We start from the raw sequence: 15273 nt of genomic DNA, 5'->3' as shown, positions 1-15273 counted from the left end.
CCTGCCCAACGACGATCATCACGATGAGGATGCGGGCCATCTCATTCTGTTATGACCTCTTAGTCGCCCTGCAGCTGATGCACCGCGCCGAGAACCTGCCCCCCGCCGACCTGACCGGCAACCGGGTGGCCGCCGGCGAGCGGGCCCGCGTCATCGCTGAGCTCACCAGCACTCACGCCGCCACACTGCAATCCCTGCTCGGCACCTTGCGCAGCCGTACGCTCGACGACGCCGCCGCCCGGCGCACCGCCACCGACCTGGCCGTGTCAGCGTTGATCGAGTTGCGCGCCGCGTCCGACCTGAATTCCACGCTGAGCGAGGAGCCGGCCGGGGCGGCCTTCGACCGGCTGGCAGGCAAGCTGGCACCCCTGGCCCGCCACAGCCAGGTGTCGCTGGAGCTGGGCGGGCCGCGCGACCGCGACCGCGCCCTACCGTCCGACATCGCCAACACCGCCCTGGCCCTGGTACGGGGCGCCGTGGTCGCCATGCTCGAGCAGGACGGCCTGACGAGAGTTCGCGTGTCCTGGGAGCCGGAGGAGTCCGAGCTCCACCTCGTCGTTCGCGACGACGGGCCGGGCACGCTCGCGGCTGGCGCGCTTGCCCTGCGCCGTCTGGCCGAGCTGGCAGCCGTCGTGGACGGCCGTCTCTCCCTCGACGCCGTCTCGGCTGGGGCACGACGATCAGTGCCGCGCTGCCGCTCACCCCGCCCGCACCGCCGGCCTCGGACGCCGCCCTGGCCGCGCTCAGGCCACGCGAGCTCGAGGTGCTCGAACGGCTGGCGCGCGGCCTGCGCAACCGGCAGATCGCCGAAGACCTGCTGATCAGCGAACACACCGTGAAGTTCCACGTGGCCAACATCCTGGCCAAGCTCGGCGTGGGCACCCGTACCGAGGCCGCCGCCCTTGCTCACGCCTCCGGTCTAACCACGCCGGTCTGACCGCGCCGGCCTGACCGCGCCGGGCAATGCCCGGCCACCGTGCTCGCTACGCCGACAGCGGCCGTGGAGGATCGACTGGCGTAGGACGATCACGTAGCTGCCGTCCGAGAGCACCAGGAACGGTGCAGCGGCCGACAGCCGCGCGGGTCTGCCCGAGCTGAAGCTCATGCGGCATCTCGTCGTCGGCGGTGAGGCCGTGCCGGCTCAGCACTTCAGGCGGGCGGCGGTGTCCGTGCCGCCGGAGAGCCTGGTCAACGGCTACGGTCCGACCGAGCACACGGTCTACTCGTGGCTGCTACCGGTACGACCCGGCCCACGGGTACGAGCGGAAGCTGCCCATCGGCCCGCCTCGTGACGGCTCAGGTGCGGGGGTCCTGGCCGACGGGCTGCACCCGGTGGCGCCGGGGATGCCCGGCGAGCTCATCGTCACGGGGAGCGGGCTTGCCGACGGCTATGTCGGGGACGAGACCCTGACCTCCGCGCGCTTCATCTCGCTGCCCCAGGAGTACGGCCGCCGTGGATATCGCACGGGTGACGGCGCCCGACTGCTGCCGTCGGGCGACTTCGACTGCCTGGGCAGGCTCGACCGCCAGCTTCACCTGCCGCTCGCCGTGGTCATCGCCGCCGGGCTGATCGGCGTCTGCGAGGTGTGCTACGACATCGCCGCGCAGACCGCCCGCTTGTTCAGGTACCCGAGGCCTTGGCCTGCCCGACCGGACAGAAGCTAGCTAAATGTCCTGGACGGGCGCCCATGTCTGGACCGCATACGGTCCGGCACCACGCCGATCCTGGACGGTTTCGGTGTGGGCGGCCTTCAGCGCGTCCTCGGCGTTGAGGGCGCGTTCCCGCTGGTTCGCTTCGATGGCCGCGCCGGAAATTGGCGTGAAGAAAATCTGCCGAGCGGCGAACACTGGGAGACAGTCGCCTTCGGAAGGACGCCATGGCTGCACCACCTGACGCCAACGATGTGCTGGAAGACGTCACCATGGTCGAGCGGTCGATGGACAATCCCGAGCTTTTCGCCCTCCTGTACGACCGGTACTTCCAGGAGGTCTACCGCTACCTGGCCGCCCGGCTCGGCGGCGAGCAGGTCGAGGACCTGGTCGCGGAGGCCTTCCTGCTCGCGTTCGACGGCAGGTGCGGCTTCGATCCGCAGCGGGGCACCGTGCGGTCGTGGCTATTCGGCATCGCCACGAATGTCGTGGCCCGGCACCGCCGCAGGGAGGGCCGCCGCCTGAACGCGCTCAGCAAGATCGCGGCTGAGGACTCCGGTGACGGGCACGAGGATCGAGTGACCTCGCAGCTCGCGGCGCAGGCCAGCCGGCCGGAGCTCATACGGGGGCTGAAGGGCCTGTCAAAGGGCGATCGCGACGTGGTGTTCCTGCTCGTGTTCGGCGGGCTGGGCTACGAGGAGATCGCCGCCGCCCTGGACGTACCGGTGGGGACCGTCGGGTCCCGGTTCAACAGGGCGCGCAAGAAGCTGCGAAAGGCCCTGGGCGACGTCAACCCGATCGGGGAGTGGTGATGGACGAGTTGAAGCTGATCGAGGCCGTGTTCGCGGAGCCCGAGCCGACGCCGGAGGCGGCAGCGAGGGGGCGTGACCGCTTCCTCCGCCTGACCCGCCAGGCACAGGCGTCACGGTTGGACTGTCCGCGCCGCTGGTGGCCCACCGCGCTGCCGATCCGGCGCGTCGCCCTGGTCGGCGCCATGGCGGTGATGCTCACCGGCGGAATCATCGTCAGCCAGGTGAGTCTGGGCGGCTCCGACTCGCGTACCCCCGGGTACCTGATCGCTGCCCCTCCGGCCGACGCCAAGGCGCTGCTCACCCTGGCCGCGCGGGCCGCTGCCGACCGGCCCGACACGGTGCCGGCCCGCGGCCAGTACGTTCACACCAAGACGCTGGCCCAGCACAGCCTGTACACCAGGGACAAGGCGGGCACCATGCAGTACACCAAGGTGATGGTCAACGAGGAGCGCTGGGAGGCCGCCGACGTGGGTAAGCCCTGGCTGAGCCGCAAGCAGAGCCTGTCAGCCACGGGACCGGCGCCTCGGCGTTTCTGGGACCACGGCGTCGAGGACATCCTCTCCGAGTCGTCGGGCTGCCCTGGCCAACCGGCCTACGCCCGGCTGCGCACCTGGCCGACGGACCCCGCCCAGGTGCGCGCGAAGATCGTGGCCGACACGGGCGAGGAGCCGCTGCGCATCTGGTCCTCCCTCCAGGGCCTGATCCGCGAGTCCGTGGTACGGCCCAGCCTGGGCGCCGCGCTCTACCAGGTGGCCGCCGGGCTGGACGGCATCGTGCTCATCGGTGACGCGGCGGACGTCTCCGGCCGCCCCGGGCTGGCCGTCGCCATGGACGAGGGCAACGGCACCCGGTCCGAGCTGATCTTCGACCGGCAGACCTATCACTACTTGGGCGAGCGCACGGTGGTCACCAAGGGCAAGAGGGTGGAGCTGCCCAAGGGCGAGTACATCGAGAAGAAGGGCACGGTGACCGGCACCGCGGTGCTCGCCGCCGATCTCGCCCCCGGCCTGCCCGAGGTGTCGCCGAAGGCGTCCCGCATGAAGATCCCCTGCTGAGACCTTTCCCCGGCTGATCCGGCCTTTCGGGCCGTGAGTTCTGTTTCGCATGCCCTCAGATCGATCCGGCATGCCCTCAAGGAAAAGGAGAACCTGCATGTTCATCGCCAAGGCCGTCGCGGTCACCCTGCTCGCCGGTTCGTTCGGCGGCCTCACCTCGCCGCCGTCGGGGGACGCCACCGCGTACGAGAAGCAGACACAACAGGAGGCCAAGCGCGTCGCCTGCATGATGGAGCGGGGCCTGGACTACGTGGCCTCCCCGGAGCCTCGGTACACGTGGCAGCCCGGGGAGCAGGAGCGGCTCGCGGGTGACCTGGAGGCGCTGCGGGAGTACCGGGCCAAGTACGGCTTCGGCGTCTGGTCCCCGAACGTCTATCCCAAGGACAAGGTCGTCAACCCCGTCCAGCACGAGGACCCGAACAACAAGATGCTGATGTCGCTCTCGGCCGGCCAGCTGAAGAAGTGGCGCGCCGCCGACGACGCCTGCTTCTCCCAGGCGGTCAAGGAGGTGCTGGGCAAGACCGTCACCTCCCAGGAGGACTACTACGACCAGCTCGAAGCGGCGGTGGACAAGTCGCTGAGCGTCCTCGACCAGGACAAGCAGCTCGTCCAGCTGGGCAAGCAGTTCGCCATGTGCCTGGGGGTCGGCGAGACCAGGCCGACCGCGCTGGACGGTCTGAGCCACACGAAGATCGTGCGGCAGGCTTCGGACGTCGCCAAGAAGGCGTGGAAGGGCGAACTACCCAAGGAGACCGAGGGTAAGACCGTTATCTTCCGGCCGAACCTGAAGCCCGCGCAGGCCAGGCCGTACCTGGACAAGGAGATCAAGACGGCGCTGCGGGACCTGGAGTGCGGAAAGGCCTTCTACCCCGCCTACTTGCCCAAGGCAGTGGAGATCACGTCGCGGGTCTACCAGGAGTTCGGCAGGGAGGGCGCGGCCCAGGCGGTCCCGTCCCGGATCTACGGCAAGCTCGTCTGACGCAGCGCTCCCGGGGTGCCGCTCGTGGCGCGTGAGCGGCACCCCTCGCAACGAATGACGCACGAGTTCGGATCCCACGGGCCGGCCTGGGCGCCCCTTGCCCGCGCCCACCTCCAAGCTCCCCTGCTGACCAGAAGGTAGAGCAGAGCCACTTCCCAGGCCAGCAGCGTCTCTGCCCCATCGGAGGGCTTCCGTGAGCGAGGGCGGTGGTGATGATCGCGGACTCTCCTGATCCGGCCATTGCCCCGACGCCAACCGGGGTGATCGCCTTCCCGGCACATGGTGATCTCGCGCCTCGGCGCCGAGAACTGATGTCAACTCTCCGCACATCGACAACGAGAGAGCAGATGAAATTAACCCACGCAACCCTCGCCGTGATCGTGGCGGGATCGCTCATCGCAGGCGGTACCACGAGTGCCGCACAGGCAGCCGAGGCGGCATCTCCCGTGACCGGGGTGTCGGGCTCAGTGACGCTGCTGACCGGCGACCGGGTGACTGTCACAGCGAACGGCCACCGGATCGAGCCTGGTCCGGGCAGAAACCATCGCTTCGATGTCCAGCGCCGTCAGGGCCACCTTCACGTCATTCCAGAGGATGCCAAACGGCTGCTGGCCCAGGGCCTGCTGGACGAGCGCTTGTTCGACGTCACGCAGCTGCTCACCTGGCGGTACGGCGACGCCTACAAGGCGGACATACCGCTGATCGTCCAGTCCGCCGAAGGGAAGGCGGCACCGGCGCTCAGCGGAACGCGCAAGGCGAAGGAGTTCGCCGGGCTGGGGCTGGCCGGCACGAGCGTGTCCAAGGCGACGGCGGGCCAGACCTGGCAGAGCCTGGTCGGCGGCGCCCGATCACTGGCCGCCGGCAAGTCGAAGATCTGGCTGGACGGGAAGCGGCCCATCACCCTTGACCAGAGCGTCAAGCAGATCGGGGCGCCACAGGCGTGGCAACAGGGGCTGACCGGATCCGGTGTCACGGTCGCCGTGCTCGACTCCGGTTACGACGCCACCCACCCCGATCTCAAGGACGTGGTCACGCAGTCGCGGAATTTCTCCGACGAACCAGACATCACCGATAATGTGGGGCATGGCACCCATGTCGCCTCCATCGTGGCGGGCGCCGGAGAGAAGTATCGGGGTGTCGCGCCGGGCGCGAAGATCGCGCTTGGCAAGGTCGGCGGAGAGAACGTCAGCGAATCGGCGATGCTGGCAGGCATGGAATGGGCCGCTGTCGAGGTCAAAGCAAAGATCATCAACATGAGCATCGGCGGCCCGGACACACCTGGCATCGACCCGATCGAGCAGGCCGTCAACACCCTGTCAGCGCGTACGGGAGCGCTGTTCGTCATCGCGGCGGGCAACGACGGAGCACCCGGCTCGGTCAGCAGCCCGGGCAGCGCCGATGCGGCGTTGACGGTCGGCGCGGTCGACAAGTCCGACAAGATGGCCGAATTCTCCAGCCGCGGCCCGAGAAATGGCGATCACGCGATCAAGCCCGACGTGACCGCACCCGGCGTCGACATCATGGCGGCGGCCGCGCAGGGCACGGCAGACGGCCCTTACGTCGCCCACAGCGGCACCTCCATGGCGGCGCCGCACGTCGCGGGTGCGGCGGCGATCCTCGCCCAGCAGCACCCGGACTGGAGCGGCGAGCAGCTCAAGGCCGCGCTCATCGGTAGCGCCGCGCCGCAGGCTGGCGCCACGCACTTCGACCAGGGCGCCGGGCGCGTCGACCTGGTTCGCGCGGTCGGTCAGCAGGTGTATGCCAGTCCCGCGAACATCGGCACGGTCCTCCGCTGGGGCAGATCCGGCGAACGGCAGGCGACCAAGGAGATCACGTACACCAACGCCGGCGACTCTGCGGTCACGCTGGACCTCACCGTGGACGGCGACGTGCTGCGCACCTCGGCACAGCGGGTCGAGGTGCCCGCCAAGGGCACGGCATCGGTCACCGTGACGATCGACGGGACCGGCAAGGAACCCGGCGATCATCCGGGCACCATCACGGCCCGATCGAGTGACCTTCTCGTCCGTACCGTCGCCACCGCGTACGTGGAGCCGGAAGCCTACGACGTGAAGATCAGCGCACTGGGTACCGGCGGCCAGCCCGTCGACGCGGTCGGGGAGTTCTACAACGGCAAGGGCGAGAGTCTCCGGATGGTCCTTCGCGGCGCGCCGGACACCTACCGGCTCCCCGCCGGCGAGTGGAGCCTGTACGTGGACATCTACGAAGGCACGCGCATCACGACCACGCACTTGCCGGTCAAGGTCGGCGGACAGGGCGCGGAGATCGTCCTGGACACGCGCCAGGCCAAACCGATCAGATTCACCCTGGACGAGCCCACGGCTGTCATCAGCGGGTGGACCGAGATGTGGGTGATCAACGGTTCGTGGTACCTCGGCTGGGCCGGAGGCAGGCCCGACCCCAGCGCCGTGTACTTCGTGCTCGGCTCCAAGCAGCCCGGACTGAAATACGTCACCAGAATGCATTTCCACAAGGACGCCTCTCCCACCCCCGTCCGCTACGACCTGGTGGACGAACGCCATGACGGCGTGCCCGAAAACCCCACGTACGCGGCCAGGGTGAAGGACCTCGACAAGGTGACCACCACCTTCCGCGGTGCCGGAACGGCCGCGAAGGGCACCTACTTCGTGGCGAACGCCATCGAAGGCGTTTCTGACGGATTCCTGACCCCCACGAACGATGTGCCTCTGCCGGGCAAGCTCACGGAATACCGGACGCGAGGGCACAAGTGGTCCAGCGCGCTGCGCGTCGGCGAATCCGTGGTCACGGGGGCCACGGGAACCCACCGGCGACGGCCGCGATCGGCAGACGTGGGGCGTCGCGGTCAGCGGCCCGTCCTTCTCCGCCTCGGGCGCCTGGCGGGAGGGGAACACCGTGACGTTCGACGGCGCCCGGCTGTTCTCCGAGGGCATGCCCGGCCGGGTCGGCATGGACGGCGCCGCCACCGGCACCATCAGCCTCGCCAAGGGTGATCAGGTCATCTCGACGATCGACTACACCAGGTGCGGGCTGTGGGAGGCCGATTCCTGCCGGCTGAGCACCGGTCTCCCGGCGGAGCCCGCCAGGTACACGCTCAGCGCGACGGCCCGCCGACAGGTGCCGCACTCCACGCTGTCCACGAAAGTGGAATCGACGTGGACGTTCCGCTCGGCGAGCACTGCCAAGCGGGAAGCGCTCGCCCTGGCGGCGGTTCGCTTCGCCCCGGAGGGGCTGGACGAGTACAACCGCGCCAAGCCCGGATCGTCCACCCGGCTGCCGATCTGGATCGAACGCAATCCCGGCGCTCCCGCGGCAGCCGTGAAGTCCATCCACCTGCAGATGTCCGTCGATGACGGAGCGACCTGGCGCGACATCCGGGTCAGAGCCAAGGGCTCGGACTGGACGGCGCAGATGACCAACCCGCGCACGGTGGGCTTCGTGTCCCTGCGCGCCACGTCGACCGACACCGCGGGCAACACCGTCAGCCAGACCATCCACCACGCCTACGCGGTCGGATAACCCTCCCCGCAGGGCGGTAGCGATCTTGGACCGCCTTGATCACGCACGAGTTCTGGCCCCACCTGGGTGAGATCCCGGTTCGAGGGTTCAGTCCGTCTGTGGGTTCGGGGACTGCCGTCCCCGAACCCCTGCAGACCTCGGCGAGAGAAGCCCAGGAATGGACAGCCCGCCAGTCTGAAACTTCGATCTTGCTCAATGTCACCGATCGAATCACAAGCTGATCTTGCCAGTCGCGCTGGGCGGCGAGCTGAAGATGTGAATCAGGCACTCACGCACCGAACAACGGGTTGACCGCCGTCAGCTGTGGGTGGAGTGCTGGGCCTCGCTCTGAGCGAGCCGGTAGGAGCGAGTGCCGGTGTCGATGATGGCGGCGTCGAAGGTGCGGCGGTCGACGATCGCGGCGCAGAGACGCTGCTCGGTGAAGGTCTTGGTCCAGGCGTCCTTCTCCCGAAGCTGTCCCCAGCCGTCAGGTAGCGCTGATCGGACGGAACGCCTATTCCGTCCGGTTCCGGAATGACTGAGTCGCAGGTCAGCGCATCCGAGACGCTCTGCATGCGGATTCGAGCGCATCCCAGCGCTAGCATCCGGTGCCGAAAACTCGGTCTCTGCTGTCCGGCGCGGACCCCGCGCGACCTGTAACGATCGCCGGGGCGTACTGATTGATCAGCACACGGACGGCAGCGGTTACCTGATCATGGCCTGCCAGTAGGAGCGGACCGGTGAACCGGGTTTGGTGTCACATGCATTGACCCTGTGCGGGATGATGATCGACGTCGCCCCGTCGTGATCTCTGACGGGAGTCACTGACCAGCCGACCCCCTGGAGGAGAGGTGCCTGATGGCCCTGCCGGTGGTGACTGATGCGGGGGAGTGGCGCGCGAAGGCGTTGGCGAGAGCAGCCGAGGCGCGGAAGGCGCACGGCGCGGCGTGCGGCCTCAAGTAAGTCATACGAACTGAGAGGCTTTCGTGGATTTTACGATCTGCCAGTTTCTGGGGCACACATGCGAAGACGGCCGGGACTCGCCTATCTGGCATGCGCAGATGCAGGTGGCGGCATGTGCGCATCTGCTGAATGAGTGGCTGCAGGAGGACACCCCTGACAAGGAAGCGGTCGGCATTCGCCTCCTCGTCGATGTTCGTGAAGTGACGCAGGCCCCCGCCGGGCCGGAGACCGCCTCCCTCGTGAACGCCGGGGTGTTTCCGGCCTTGTCACCCTATGGGCCGGTGCGCGAGCCGCTCTCCTGCGAGCCGATCCCTCTCCCCGGGGTGGCCACGGCCGTGGAGCGCGCCCTGTTCGGCACGCCGGCGTCACGGCGCGTCGAACTGATGGCCGCCGCTCTTCGGGCGTCGATCGAAGACTGGGCCGAGGAGGCGGCGCTGGTGAAAGTCGCCGACCCGGCCGGTGGCGACGTCCAGGGGGAAACGCATGTCGTGCTTCTGTCCTCCTCCAGCCTGATGCGCCTCAGTGTCGTGCGCGTGGACGATCGCGGGCTTGACCGTGACCCGGCCTGTTCCTTCGCGGGGCATTGGTGCGACAGCGGAGCCCGGCCGGGGGAGGGGAGTCACCCGCTCACCGAGGCGGGGCTGCGGGCCATCTGCGCGGGAAGTGCTCTTCGCGCCCCGCTGGACCTCTTCGGCTACGGCCCGTTCAAGATCGAATGGATGCGGCATGGGCTGCCGTCCTCAGCCGGAGTGGACGCCATCCGTACGTGGTGGAGAAGTAGCGCGTGGAGCCGACGGTATCTCGAGGATTACCTGCTCGACGAGCTGCCCGTCCCTGACGATCCGCAGGCGTATTTCGACGATCCGGACAATTTGACGGAGGAGCGTGATCCGCTCGAACTGGGCGACCCGGACAACGGCCGGGCATGGTGGGGAGGGGAGGTCGGCGCCGGGCTCCAGCCTCTGGACACGACGGAGTTCTTCCGGGAGCTGCAGTCCTTCCGTGCCGCCTGCCTGCAGGAAGCAGTTGGCGCGGAGGCGGCAGAGCTGGTGCCGTATCTCCTGGACGAGCTTCTCGACCGCCCCATCCGCCACGTGGGCGGTCCGGAACGCCGTTTACGGGTGTGGGCCGATGCCGACGAGGAGGGCCGTTTCTGGCGGGATGCGACAGACGAGGTCTACCGGTACGGCCATGGGCGCAGGCTCTTGATCCTTGGTCCGGAGGAGGCGATGTACATCGTGTTCAAGGATGAGCAGAATCCCTGAGCCTCGGTCGTGGGCCGTTCTCTAAACGGCTGGACTGAAGTTGATGGTGCGACACGGTGATCTGAAGTGCGGGTCATGGGGCAGGTGGTGGCCTGCTGCGGCCCGTGAGCGGCGAGCGGTCGAGGCGCTCTGCTGGGATCTCGGGGATGTCGGCGGATGTGTCGGGCTCGTCTGGGGGCTGGTGGGTGTGGCGCCACTGGTCGAGGAAGTGGTCGGTGACGAGGTGGTCGAGCGTCCTGGCACTGGGGCTAGGCTGAGTGAATGGCCGAGCGTCCGTCGACGTCGCGCAGCAGGTTAGGCTCCGTCGGGTTGGATGCCGGTGCGGCATGCGTATGCGTCCTGGCCTTCTGGCTGCCTCTGGACGGTCGGCCCGGACCGTACATGTCGGGCGGGCTGATCGTGCTGTTCTTCGGCGGCATGCTACTGCGGTCGCTGTTGCCGCTTGTCGCGGTCGGCGTCGTCACCGTGGTGACCATCACCGGGCTGGCTCTGGGGTTGGCCGCCGATCCGTTCGTCGCCGTTGCATGGACGCTTTATCCCGTGGCGGTGACGTGGGGTACTCCGAGGTCGCTGTCCATCGTCAAGGCGGCGGCGGGCCTGGTTGTGATCGCGATCGCCTTGTTCGGCACCGCCGACGGCGCGAGCGGCGTGCTGCGGTTCATCATGCTGAGCCTGCTCGCACTGGCCGGGTCATGGCTGCTGGGCGGCACGACGCGGCGGGCGGTGCTGGAAGCCGAGCACGCGACGCGGGCGGAGTCGCAGGCGGCGGTGGCGGCCGAGCGGCTGCGTGTGGTGCGGGAGTTGCACGACGTCGTCTCCCACTCGCTGGGCACGATCGCGGTGACGGCGGGGGTGGCGGCTCGGGTGGGCGCCGATGACCCCGGCCGGCTGCGGGACAGGCTGGAGCGGATCGAGGTGGTCAGCCGGCAGGCGCTGGATGAGCTGCGTACCACGCTGACATTCGTCCGTGTCGGAGAGGAAGGCGCCGAGCGCCGGCCCCAGCCGGGCGTCGGGGATCTGCTGGACCTGGCCGAGCGTGCGAGAGGCGGGGGTGTCAGGGTGAGCATGACGGTGACGGGTGTCGACACCGTGTCGCCGAGTATCGGCTTGGCCGTGTACCGCGTCGTGCAGGAAGGGCTGACGAACGCCGTTCGGCACGCTTCTGGAGCGCACTGCGCCGTGACGGTGTGCGGTCGGGGCGGCGACGTCCTGGTCACCGTCGCCGACGACGGTGCAGGGCCGCGGACGCCTCACGGCGAGCCAGGGTATGGACTGGTCGGCCTGCGGGAGCGGGTGGAACTGCTCGGCGGCGGCTTCGCCGCCGGGCCGCGCCCCGGCGGCGGGTTCGAGGTGCGCGCGACCATCCCGTTGCCAGAGGCGGTGGCACATGAGTGAGCATGCGGCTGGGCGCATCGGGGTGCTGATCGCCGAGGACGAGGACCTGTTGCGGGCCTCGCTGCATGAGCTCGTGGACAGCGACCCACGGTTGGTCACCACAGGTGAGGCGCGCGACGGACAGGAGGCGGTCGACGCGGCAGAGCGGCTTCTTCCCGACGTGGTCCTCATGGACATCCGCATGCCCGTCATGGACGGCCTCACGGCGACCCGCATCATCTGCGAGCGGCAGCCGGCCGCCAAGGTCGCAGTCCTGACGACGTTCGACCTCGACGAGTACGTCTACGAGGCGCTGCGCGCGGGCGCCTCGGGGTTTCTCCTGAAAAACGCCCTCCCAGAGGACATCCTGCGGGCGATCCTCACCCTCCACGACGGCAACGCCATGCTCGCCCCCGAGGTGACCAGGCGCCTGATCGCGGACCATTCCCAGGGCAGGAGCCGGCCGCGGCCGGGCCCGTCCCCGTTCGACGTGTTGACCGAGCGCGAGCGGGACGTCGTGGCGGCCATCGTCCAGGGCATGTCGAACGAGGAGATCGCCGCGGCACTCTTTCTCAGCAGAGCCACGGTAAAGACCTATATGAGCCGGTTGTTTTTCAAGCTCCGCGTACGGGACCGAACCCAGCTCGTCATCCTTGCTTACGAGTCCGGCTACGTGGACGGTCTCGGCTGACGGCCTGGTGTCAACCTTTGGCCGATGCGCCCGGCACGGCGCGCTTGGAACGCTGGAGACCGTGATCGAGATAGTTGGACTCAGCAAACGCCGCGCGGCGAAGCTCGTTGTGGACGACGCCCACTTCACGGCCGCCCCGGGCCGCGTGACCGGGTTCCTCGGCCCGAACGGCGCCGGAAAATCGTCCACGCTGCGCATCCTGCTCGGCCTGGACCGCGCCGACTCCGGGGCCGCGTTGATCGGCGGCAGGCCGTACCGGAAACTCCGCGACCCGCTGCGCACGGTCGGGTCGCTGCTCGAGGGGAGCGGCGCCCACCGGTCCAGGACCGCACGGGCTCACCTGTCATGGGTGGCGCGCAGCAACGGCATCCCGAAGTCACGGGTGGGCGAGGTGCTGGAACAGACCGGGCTGGCGGACGTCGCGGGCAAGCGCGTCGGCACGTTCTCGCTCGGCATGGGACAGCGGCTCGGTGTGGCGGCGGCCCTGCTCGGCGAGCCGGAGGTGCTCATTCTCGACGAGCCGGTCAACGGCCTCGACCCGGACGGCATCCGCTGGATCAGGCGGCTGCTGAAGGAGTACGCGAAGGCAGGGCGCACCGTGCTGGTCTCCAGCCATCTGATGAGCGAGATGGCGGAGACCGCCGACGACCTGGTGGTGATCAGCGGGGGCAGGATCGTCACCACAGGCCCGCTCACCGAGGTCACCGCCGGGCACGCCTCACTGGAGGAGGCGTTCTTCGCCCTGACGAATCCCGGCCACCCCTCGCGTGCCGCACGGAGCAGATCGTGACCTTGAGGAACGCCATCGCCGCCGAACTCAGGAAGCTGCTCGCCCTGCCCTCGGCCCTGCTCGCCCTCGCCCTCAGCGCACTGTCCACGCTCGGCTTCGCCGCCATGTCCGCCAACTCCATGCGGAACAAGCTCGACCTCGGCGACCCCACCGCGCTGACTCACACCTCCACGATGGAGGTCGGCTTCAACCTCATCCCGGTGGGTACCATCGGCGCGATCGTGCTCGGCGTCGTCATCGTCAGCAGCGAGTACGCGCCCAACAGCAAGGACGCCGGTGGCGGTCGGCAGATCCTGACCAGCCTCACCTGCACGCCGCGGCGCGGCATGTTGCTCGCGGCCAAGACGATCGTGCTGATCCTCGTCACCGGCGCGCTCTCCGCCGTCACGATTTCCGTCACCATCGCGCTGTCACAGGTCCTGCTCGGCGCGCATGGCAACCCTCCAGGTGAGGTGCTGACAGCCCTCGGCTGGCGGGCAGCAGGGGGCGTCGCATACTGGGTGCTCATCGGGGTGATCGCCTTTGCTGTCACCGTCATGACCCGCAGCGGCATCGTGCCGCTGATCGCGTTCATCGCCAACACCACGCTGGTGTCGGTCACCTTCCTGCTGACCAGACTCACCCCGCTGGCGAACTACCTGCCCGACGTGGCAGGGGCCGCCATGATCGGGGTCTTCATGCCCAGGGAAGGCATGCTCGATCCGTTGCCTGGCGGCCTCGTCATGACCGCCTGGGCCGCTGGGCTGCTCGCCGTCGCCGCTCGCCTGTTCGTCCGGCGGGACGCCTGACATGACCAACGGTTTCCGGAACATCGTGGCGGCGGAGCTCGTCAAGCTCCGCACCCTGCCCGCAACGCTGATCACCACCGTCACGACCGTGACCGGCACGGCCACGCTCGCGATCGTCTTCGCCGCGGGGCGGGATCGGCTCGGTGGCTCCCCCTCGGCGGCCGAGGCCGCGCTTGGCGTCCTCGAGTATGGGCAGGTCGGGTTCATCCTGCTCGGAATCCTGGCTGTCGCCACCGAGTACGGCGGCAGCCAGATCCGCACGAGCCTCGCCGCCGTCCCGGGCCGTACGCTGCTCATGGCGGGGAAGACGATCGCCTACGTGGTGGCCGCGTCGCTGACCGCGCTGCTGACCATCGGCATATCCCTTCTGGGGGCCCGGCTCACGCCGGGCATGAGCTGGGCCGGGGGGCGCCTCGGCGTACTGGCCGGGGCCGGTGCCTACCTTGTGCTGATCGGTCTGCTCGGCTACGCCGTCGCCGCCCTGGTCCGAGACCTCATCGCAGCACTGGTCACCATGCTGGCGCTCGTACTGGTCGTGCCGCCTCTTCTGACGGGCCACACCACCTTGGCGGCCTACCTGCCCAGCCGCGCCGGGATGCGCATGTACGAGATCGGACCGGCGCTACAGGAGGACCTCACACCCGTCCAGGGCGCGGGCATTCTCACCGGGTGGCTGGTACTCGCGCTCGCCACCGCTGTGATCTCCTTCGTCAAGAGGGACACATAGCGGCGACTCGACCTCGTCGCCGATCCCGGTGCCGGCGTGTAGGACGTCGTTGTCGCCCACGACGTCGCCCAGCTCGACCTGGAGGGGAGCACTCCGGCGATCGACGCGCTCTTCCCTGGGCAGCAGGAACACCATGCCGGCCTGACTCGATGGCCCGAGTAGCAGGCGATGACGGACTTCTTCGCCGCGCCCGTGTCCGAGGACCGCGACGAGGACGAGGACGACCTCGATGACCGCTCCGACCACGACTGGAGGGCCGCCTGCCTCGCAGTCATCGACCACACCACCGGAGCACCGCTGACCGGCGAATGGCTGAAGCCGCCGCACCCCTACGTGATGGTCCGCATGCCCGAGGCGACCCGCTGACCCCTGAACCGGTCAGCGCCTGGGCTGCGTACGCGGGAAGCGATCATTCCCTTCTCGGGAAGCGATCTTCTCAACCTCTCTTCCGCCCCAGGCCGGCCCTATTCGTGAACGCCTCACCAGGTTGATGGCCGCTATCAAGAGGTTGGTAGCGGCCATTCGCATTCCTGAGTGACTGTGTCCCGGAGGGTCTTGTCCATCGCCTCTGCGCCATCGAGAAGCACGGGACGCGACTGCTTGCGTTGATCGGTCTCAGTGACGGTGGTGTCGCGGTCGCCCGCCGCCTTCTTGGCCACGTCCTGGCGTTCACGGTGAGCT

Annotated in this window: 16 protein-coding genes; 15 read left to right on the top strand and 1 reads right to left on the bottom strand. The window is 68.8% G+C overall.

What is annotated here, in order from left to right:
• Positions 1-23 precede the first annotated feature (23 nt).
• The 3 genes from MF672_RS05780 to MF672_RS51930 all read left to right on the top strand — a co-directional run bounded on the left by MF672_RS05780 (position 24) and on the right by MF672_RS51930 (position 1665).
• The gene (locus MF672_RS05780; protein WP_247815174.1) at positions 24-821 is read left to right on the top strand and encodes a sensor histidine kinase; all 798 of its coding nucleotides are present in this window, start codon (positions 24-26) and stop codon (positions 819-821) included.
• Positions 764-937, top strand: a complete 174-nt coding sequence (locus tag MF672_RS05775) for a response regulator transcription factor (protein ID WP_302893164.1) — start codon at positions 764-766, stop codon at positions 935-937. The genes MF672_RS05780 and MF672_RS05775 overlap by 58 nt, the downstream gene beginning before the upstream one ends.
• A 407-nt stretch (positions 938-1344) precedes the next feature.
• A complete protein-coding gene (locus MF672_RS51930) occupies positions 1345-1665 on the top strand; it encodes a hypothetical protein (protein WP_328517121.1) in 321 nt (106 codons plus the stop codon).
• On the opposite strand, the gene MF672_RS05765 is transcribed toward MF672_RS51930, so the two are convergent.
• Positions 1666-1848: a hypothetical protein gene (locus MF672_RS05765; protein WP_242381818.1), complete on the bottom strand. Its 183-nt coding sequence runs from the start codon at positions 1846-1848 to the stop codon at positions 1666-1668.
• Positions 1849-1877: 29 nt separating this feature from the next.
• On the opposite strand from MF672_RS05765, the gene MF672_RS05760 reads away from it, so the two are divergent.
• The 12 genes from MF672_RS05760 to MF672_RS05700 all read left to right on the top strand — a co-directional run bounded on the left by MF672_RS05760 (position 1878) and on the right by MF672_RS05700 (position 14958).
• Positions 1878-2462 carry an RNA polymerase sigma factor gene (locus tag MF672_RS05760; protein WP_242381817.1) on the top strand — a complete coding sequence of 195 codons (585 nt, stop codon included), beginning with the start codon at positions 1878-1880 and terminating at the stop codon, positions 2460-2462.
• Entirely contained in the window at positions 2462-3517 is a 1056-nt protein-coding gene (locus MF672_RS05755) for a CU044_5270 family protein (RefSeq protein ID WP_247815173.1), read from the top strand. Before MF672_RS05760 ends, MF672_RS05755 begins: the two co-directional genes overlap by 1 nt.
• Positions 3518-3614: 97 nt before the next feature.
• A complete protein-coding gene (locus tag MF672_RS05750) occupies positions 3615-4496 on the top strand; it encodes a hypothetical protein (RefSeq protein ID WP_242381815.1) in 882 nt (293 codons plus the stop codon).
• A gap of 347 nt (positions 4497-4843) precedes the next feature.
• Positions 4844-7489 carry a S8 family serine peptidase gene (locus tag MF672_RS05745; RefSeq protein WP_242381814.1) on the top strand — a complete coding sequence of 882 codons (2646 nt, stop codon included), beginning with the start codon at positions 4844-4846 and terminating at the stop codon, positions 7487-7489.
• On the top strand, positions 7392-8015 hold the full coding sequence (locus MF672_RS05740) for a hypothetical protein (RefSeq protein ID WP_242381813.1): 624 nt from the start codon (positions 7392-7394) through the stop codon (positions 8013-8015). Before MF672_RS05745 ends, MF672_RS05740 begins: the two co-directional genes overlap by 98 nt.
• 1040 nt (positions 8016-9055) lie before the next feature.
• Entirely contained in the window at positions 9056-10222 is a 1167-nt protein-coding gene (locus tag MF672_RS05730; RefSeq protein WP_242381812.1) for a hypothetical protein, read from the top strand.
• Between the two features lie 261 nt (positions 10223-10483).
• Complete coding sequence (locus MF672_RS05725; protein ID WP_242381811.1) at positions 10484-11617, top strand: sensor histidine kinase; 1134 nt, start codon at positions 10484-10486, stop codon at positions 11615-11617.
• Positions 11610-12287 carry a response regulator transcription factor gene (locus tag MF672_RS05720; protein ID WP_242381810.1) on the top strand — a complete coding sequence of 226 codons (678 nt, stop codon included), beginning with the start codon at positions 11610-11612 and terminating at the stop codon, positions 12285-12287. The genes MF672_RS05725 and MF672_RS05720 overlap by 8 nt, the downstream gene beginning before the upstream one ends.
• Before the next feature lie 61 nt (positions 12288-12348).
• Positions 12349-13077, top strand: a complete 729-nt coding sequence (locus MF672_RS05715; protein WP_242381809.1) for an ABC transporter ATP-binding protein — start codon at positions 12349-12351, stop codon at positions 13075-13077.
• Positions 13074-13865: an ABC transporter permease gene (locus MF672_RS05710; protein ID WP_242381808.1), complete on the top strand. Its 792-nt coding sequence runs from the start codon at positions 13074-13076 to the stop codon at positions 13863-13865. The genes MF672_RS05715 and MF672_RS05710 overlap by 4 nt, the downstream gene beginning before the upstream one ends.
• 1 nt (position 13866) lies before the next feature.
• Complete coding sequence (locus MF672_RS05705; RefSeq protein WP_242381807.1) at positions 13867-14592, top strand: ABC transporter permease; 726 nt, start codon at positions 13867-13869, stop codon at positions 14590-14592.
• A gap of 168 nt (positions 14593-14760) precedes the next feature.
• Complete coding sequence (locus tag MF672_RS05700; protein WP_242381806.1) at positions 14761-14958, top strand: hypothetical protein; 198 nt, start codon at positions 14761-14763, stop codon at positions 14956-14958.
• Positions 14959-15273 lie beyond the last annotated feature (315 nt).

This window comes from Actinomadura luzonensis, assembly GCF_022664455.2.
GTDB lineage: Bacteria > Actinomycetota > Actinomycetes > Streptosporangiales > Streptosporangiaceae > Nonomuraea > Nonomuraea luzonensis.
Note: the sequence above shows the minus strand (reverse complement) of the source record. Positions and strands in the feature narration are given on the sequence as shown.

Coding starts and splice junctions, on each gene's coding strand:
- MF672_RS05780 (WP_247815174.1), top strand. CDS start 24: ATGAGGATGCGGGCCATCTCATTCTGTTATGACCTCTTAGTCGCCCTG.
- MF672_RS51930 (WP_328517121.1), top strand. CDS start 1,345: ATGCCCGGCGAGCTCATCGTCACGGGGAGCGGGCTTGCCGACGGCTAT.
- MF672_RS05760 (WP_242381817.1), top strand. CDS start 1,878: ATGGCTGCACCACCTGACGCCAACGATGTGCTGGAAGACGTCACCATG.
- MF672_RS05755 (WP_247815173.1), top strand. CDS start 2,462: ATGGACGAGTTGAAGCTGATCGAGGCCGTGTTCGCGGAGCCCGAGCCG.
- MF672_RS05750 (WP_242381815.1), top strand. CDS start 3,615: ATGTTCATCGCCAAGGCCGTCGCGGTCACCCTGCTCGCCGGTTCGTTC.
- MF672_RS05745 (WP_242381814.1), top strand. CDS start 4,844: ATGAAATTAACCCACGCAACCCTCGCCGTGATCGTGGCGGGATCGCTC.
- MF672_RS05730 (WP_242381812.1), top strand. CDS start 9,056: ATGCAGGTGGCGGCATGTGCGCATCTGCTGAATGAGTGGCTGCAGGAG.
- MF672_RS05725 (WP_242381811.1), top strand. CDS start 10,484: ATGGCCGAGCGTCCGTCGACGTCGCGCAGCAGGTTAGGCTCCGTCGGG.
- MF672_RS05720 (WP_242381810.1), top strand. CDS start 11,610: ATGAGTGAGCATGCGGCTGGGCGCATCGGGGTGCTGATCGCCGAGGAC.
- MF672_RS05705 (WP_242381807.1), top strand. CDS start 13,867: ATGACCAACGGTTTCCGGAACATCGTGGCGGCGGAGCTCGTCAAGCTC.
- MF672_RS05700 (WP_242381806.1), top strand. CDS start 14,761: ATGACGGACTTCTTCGCCGCGCCCGTGTCCGAGGACCGCGACGAGGAC.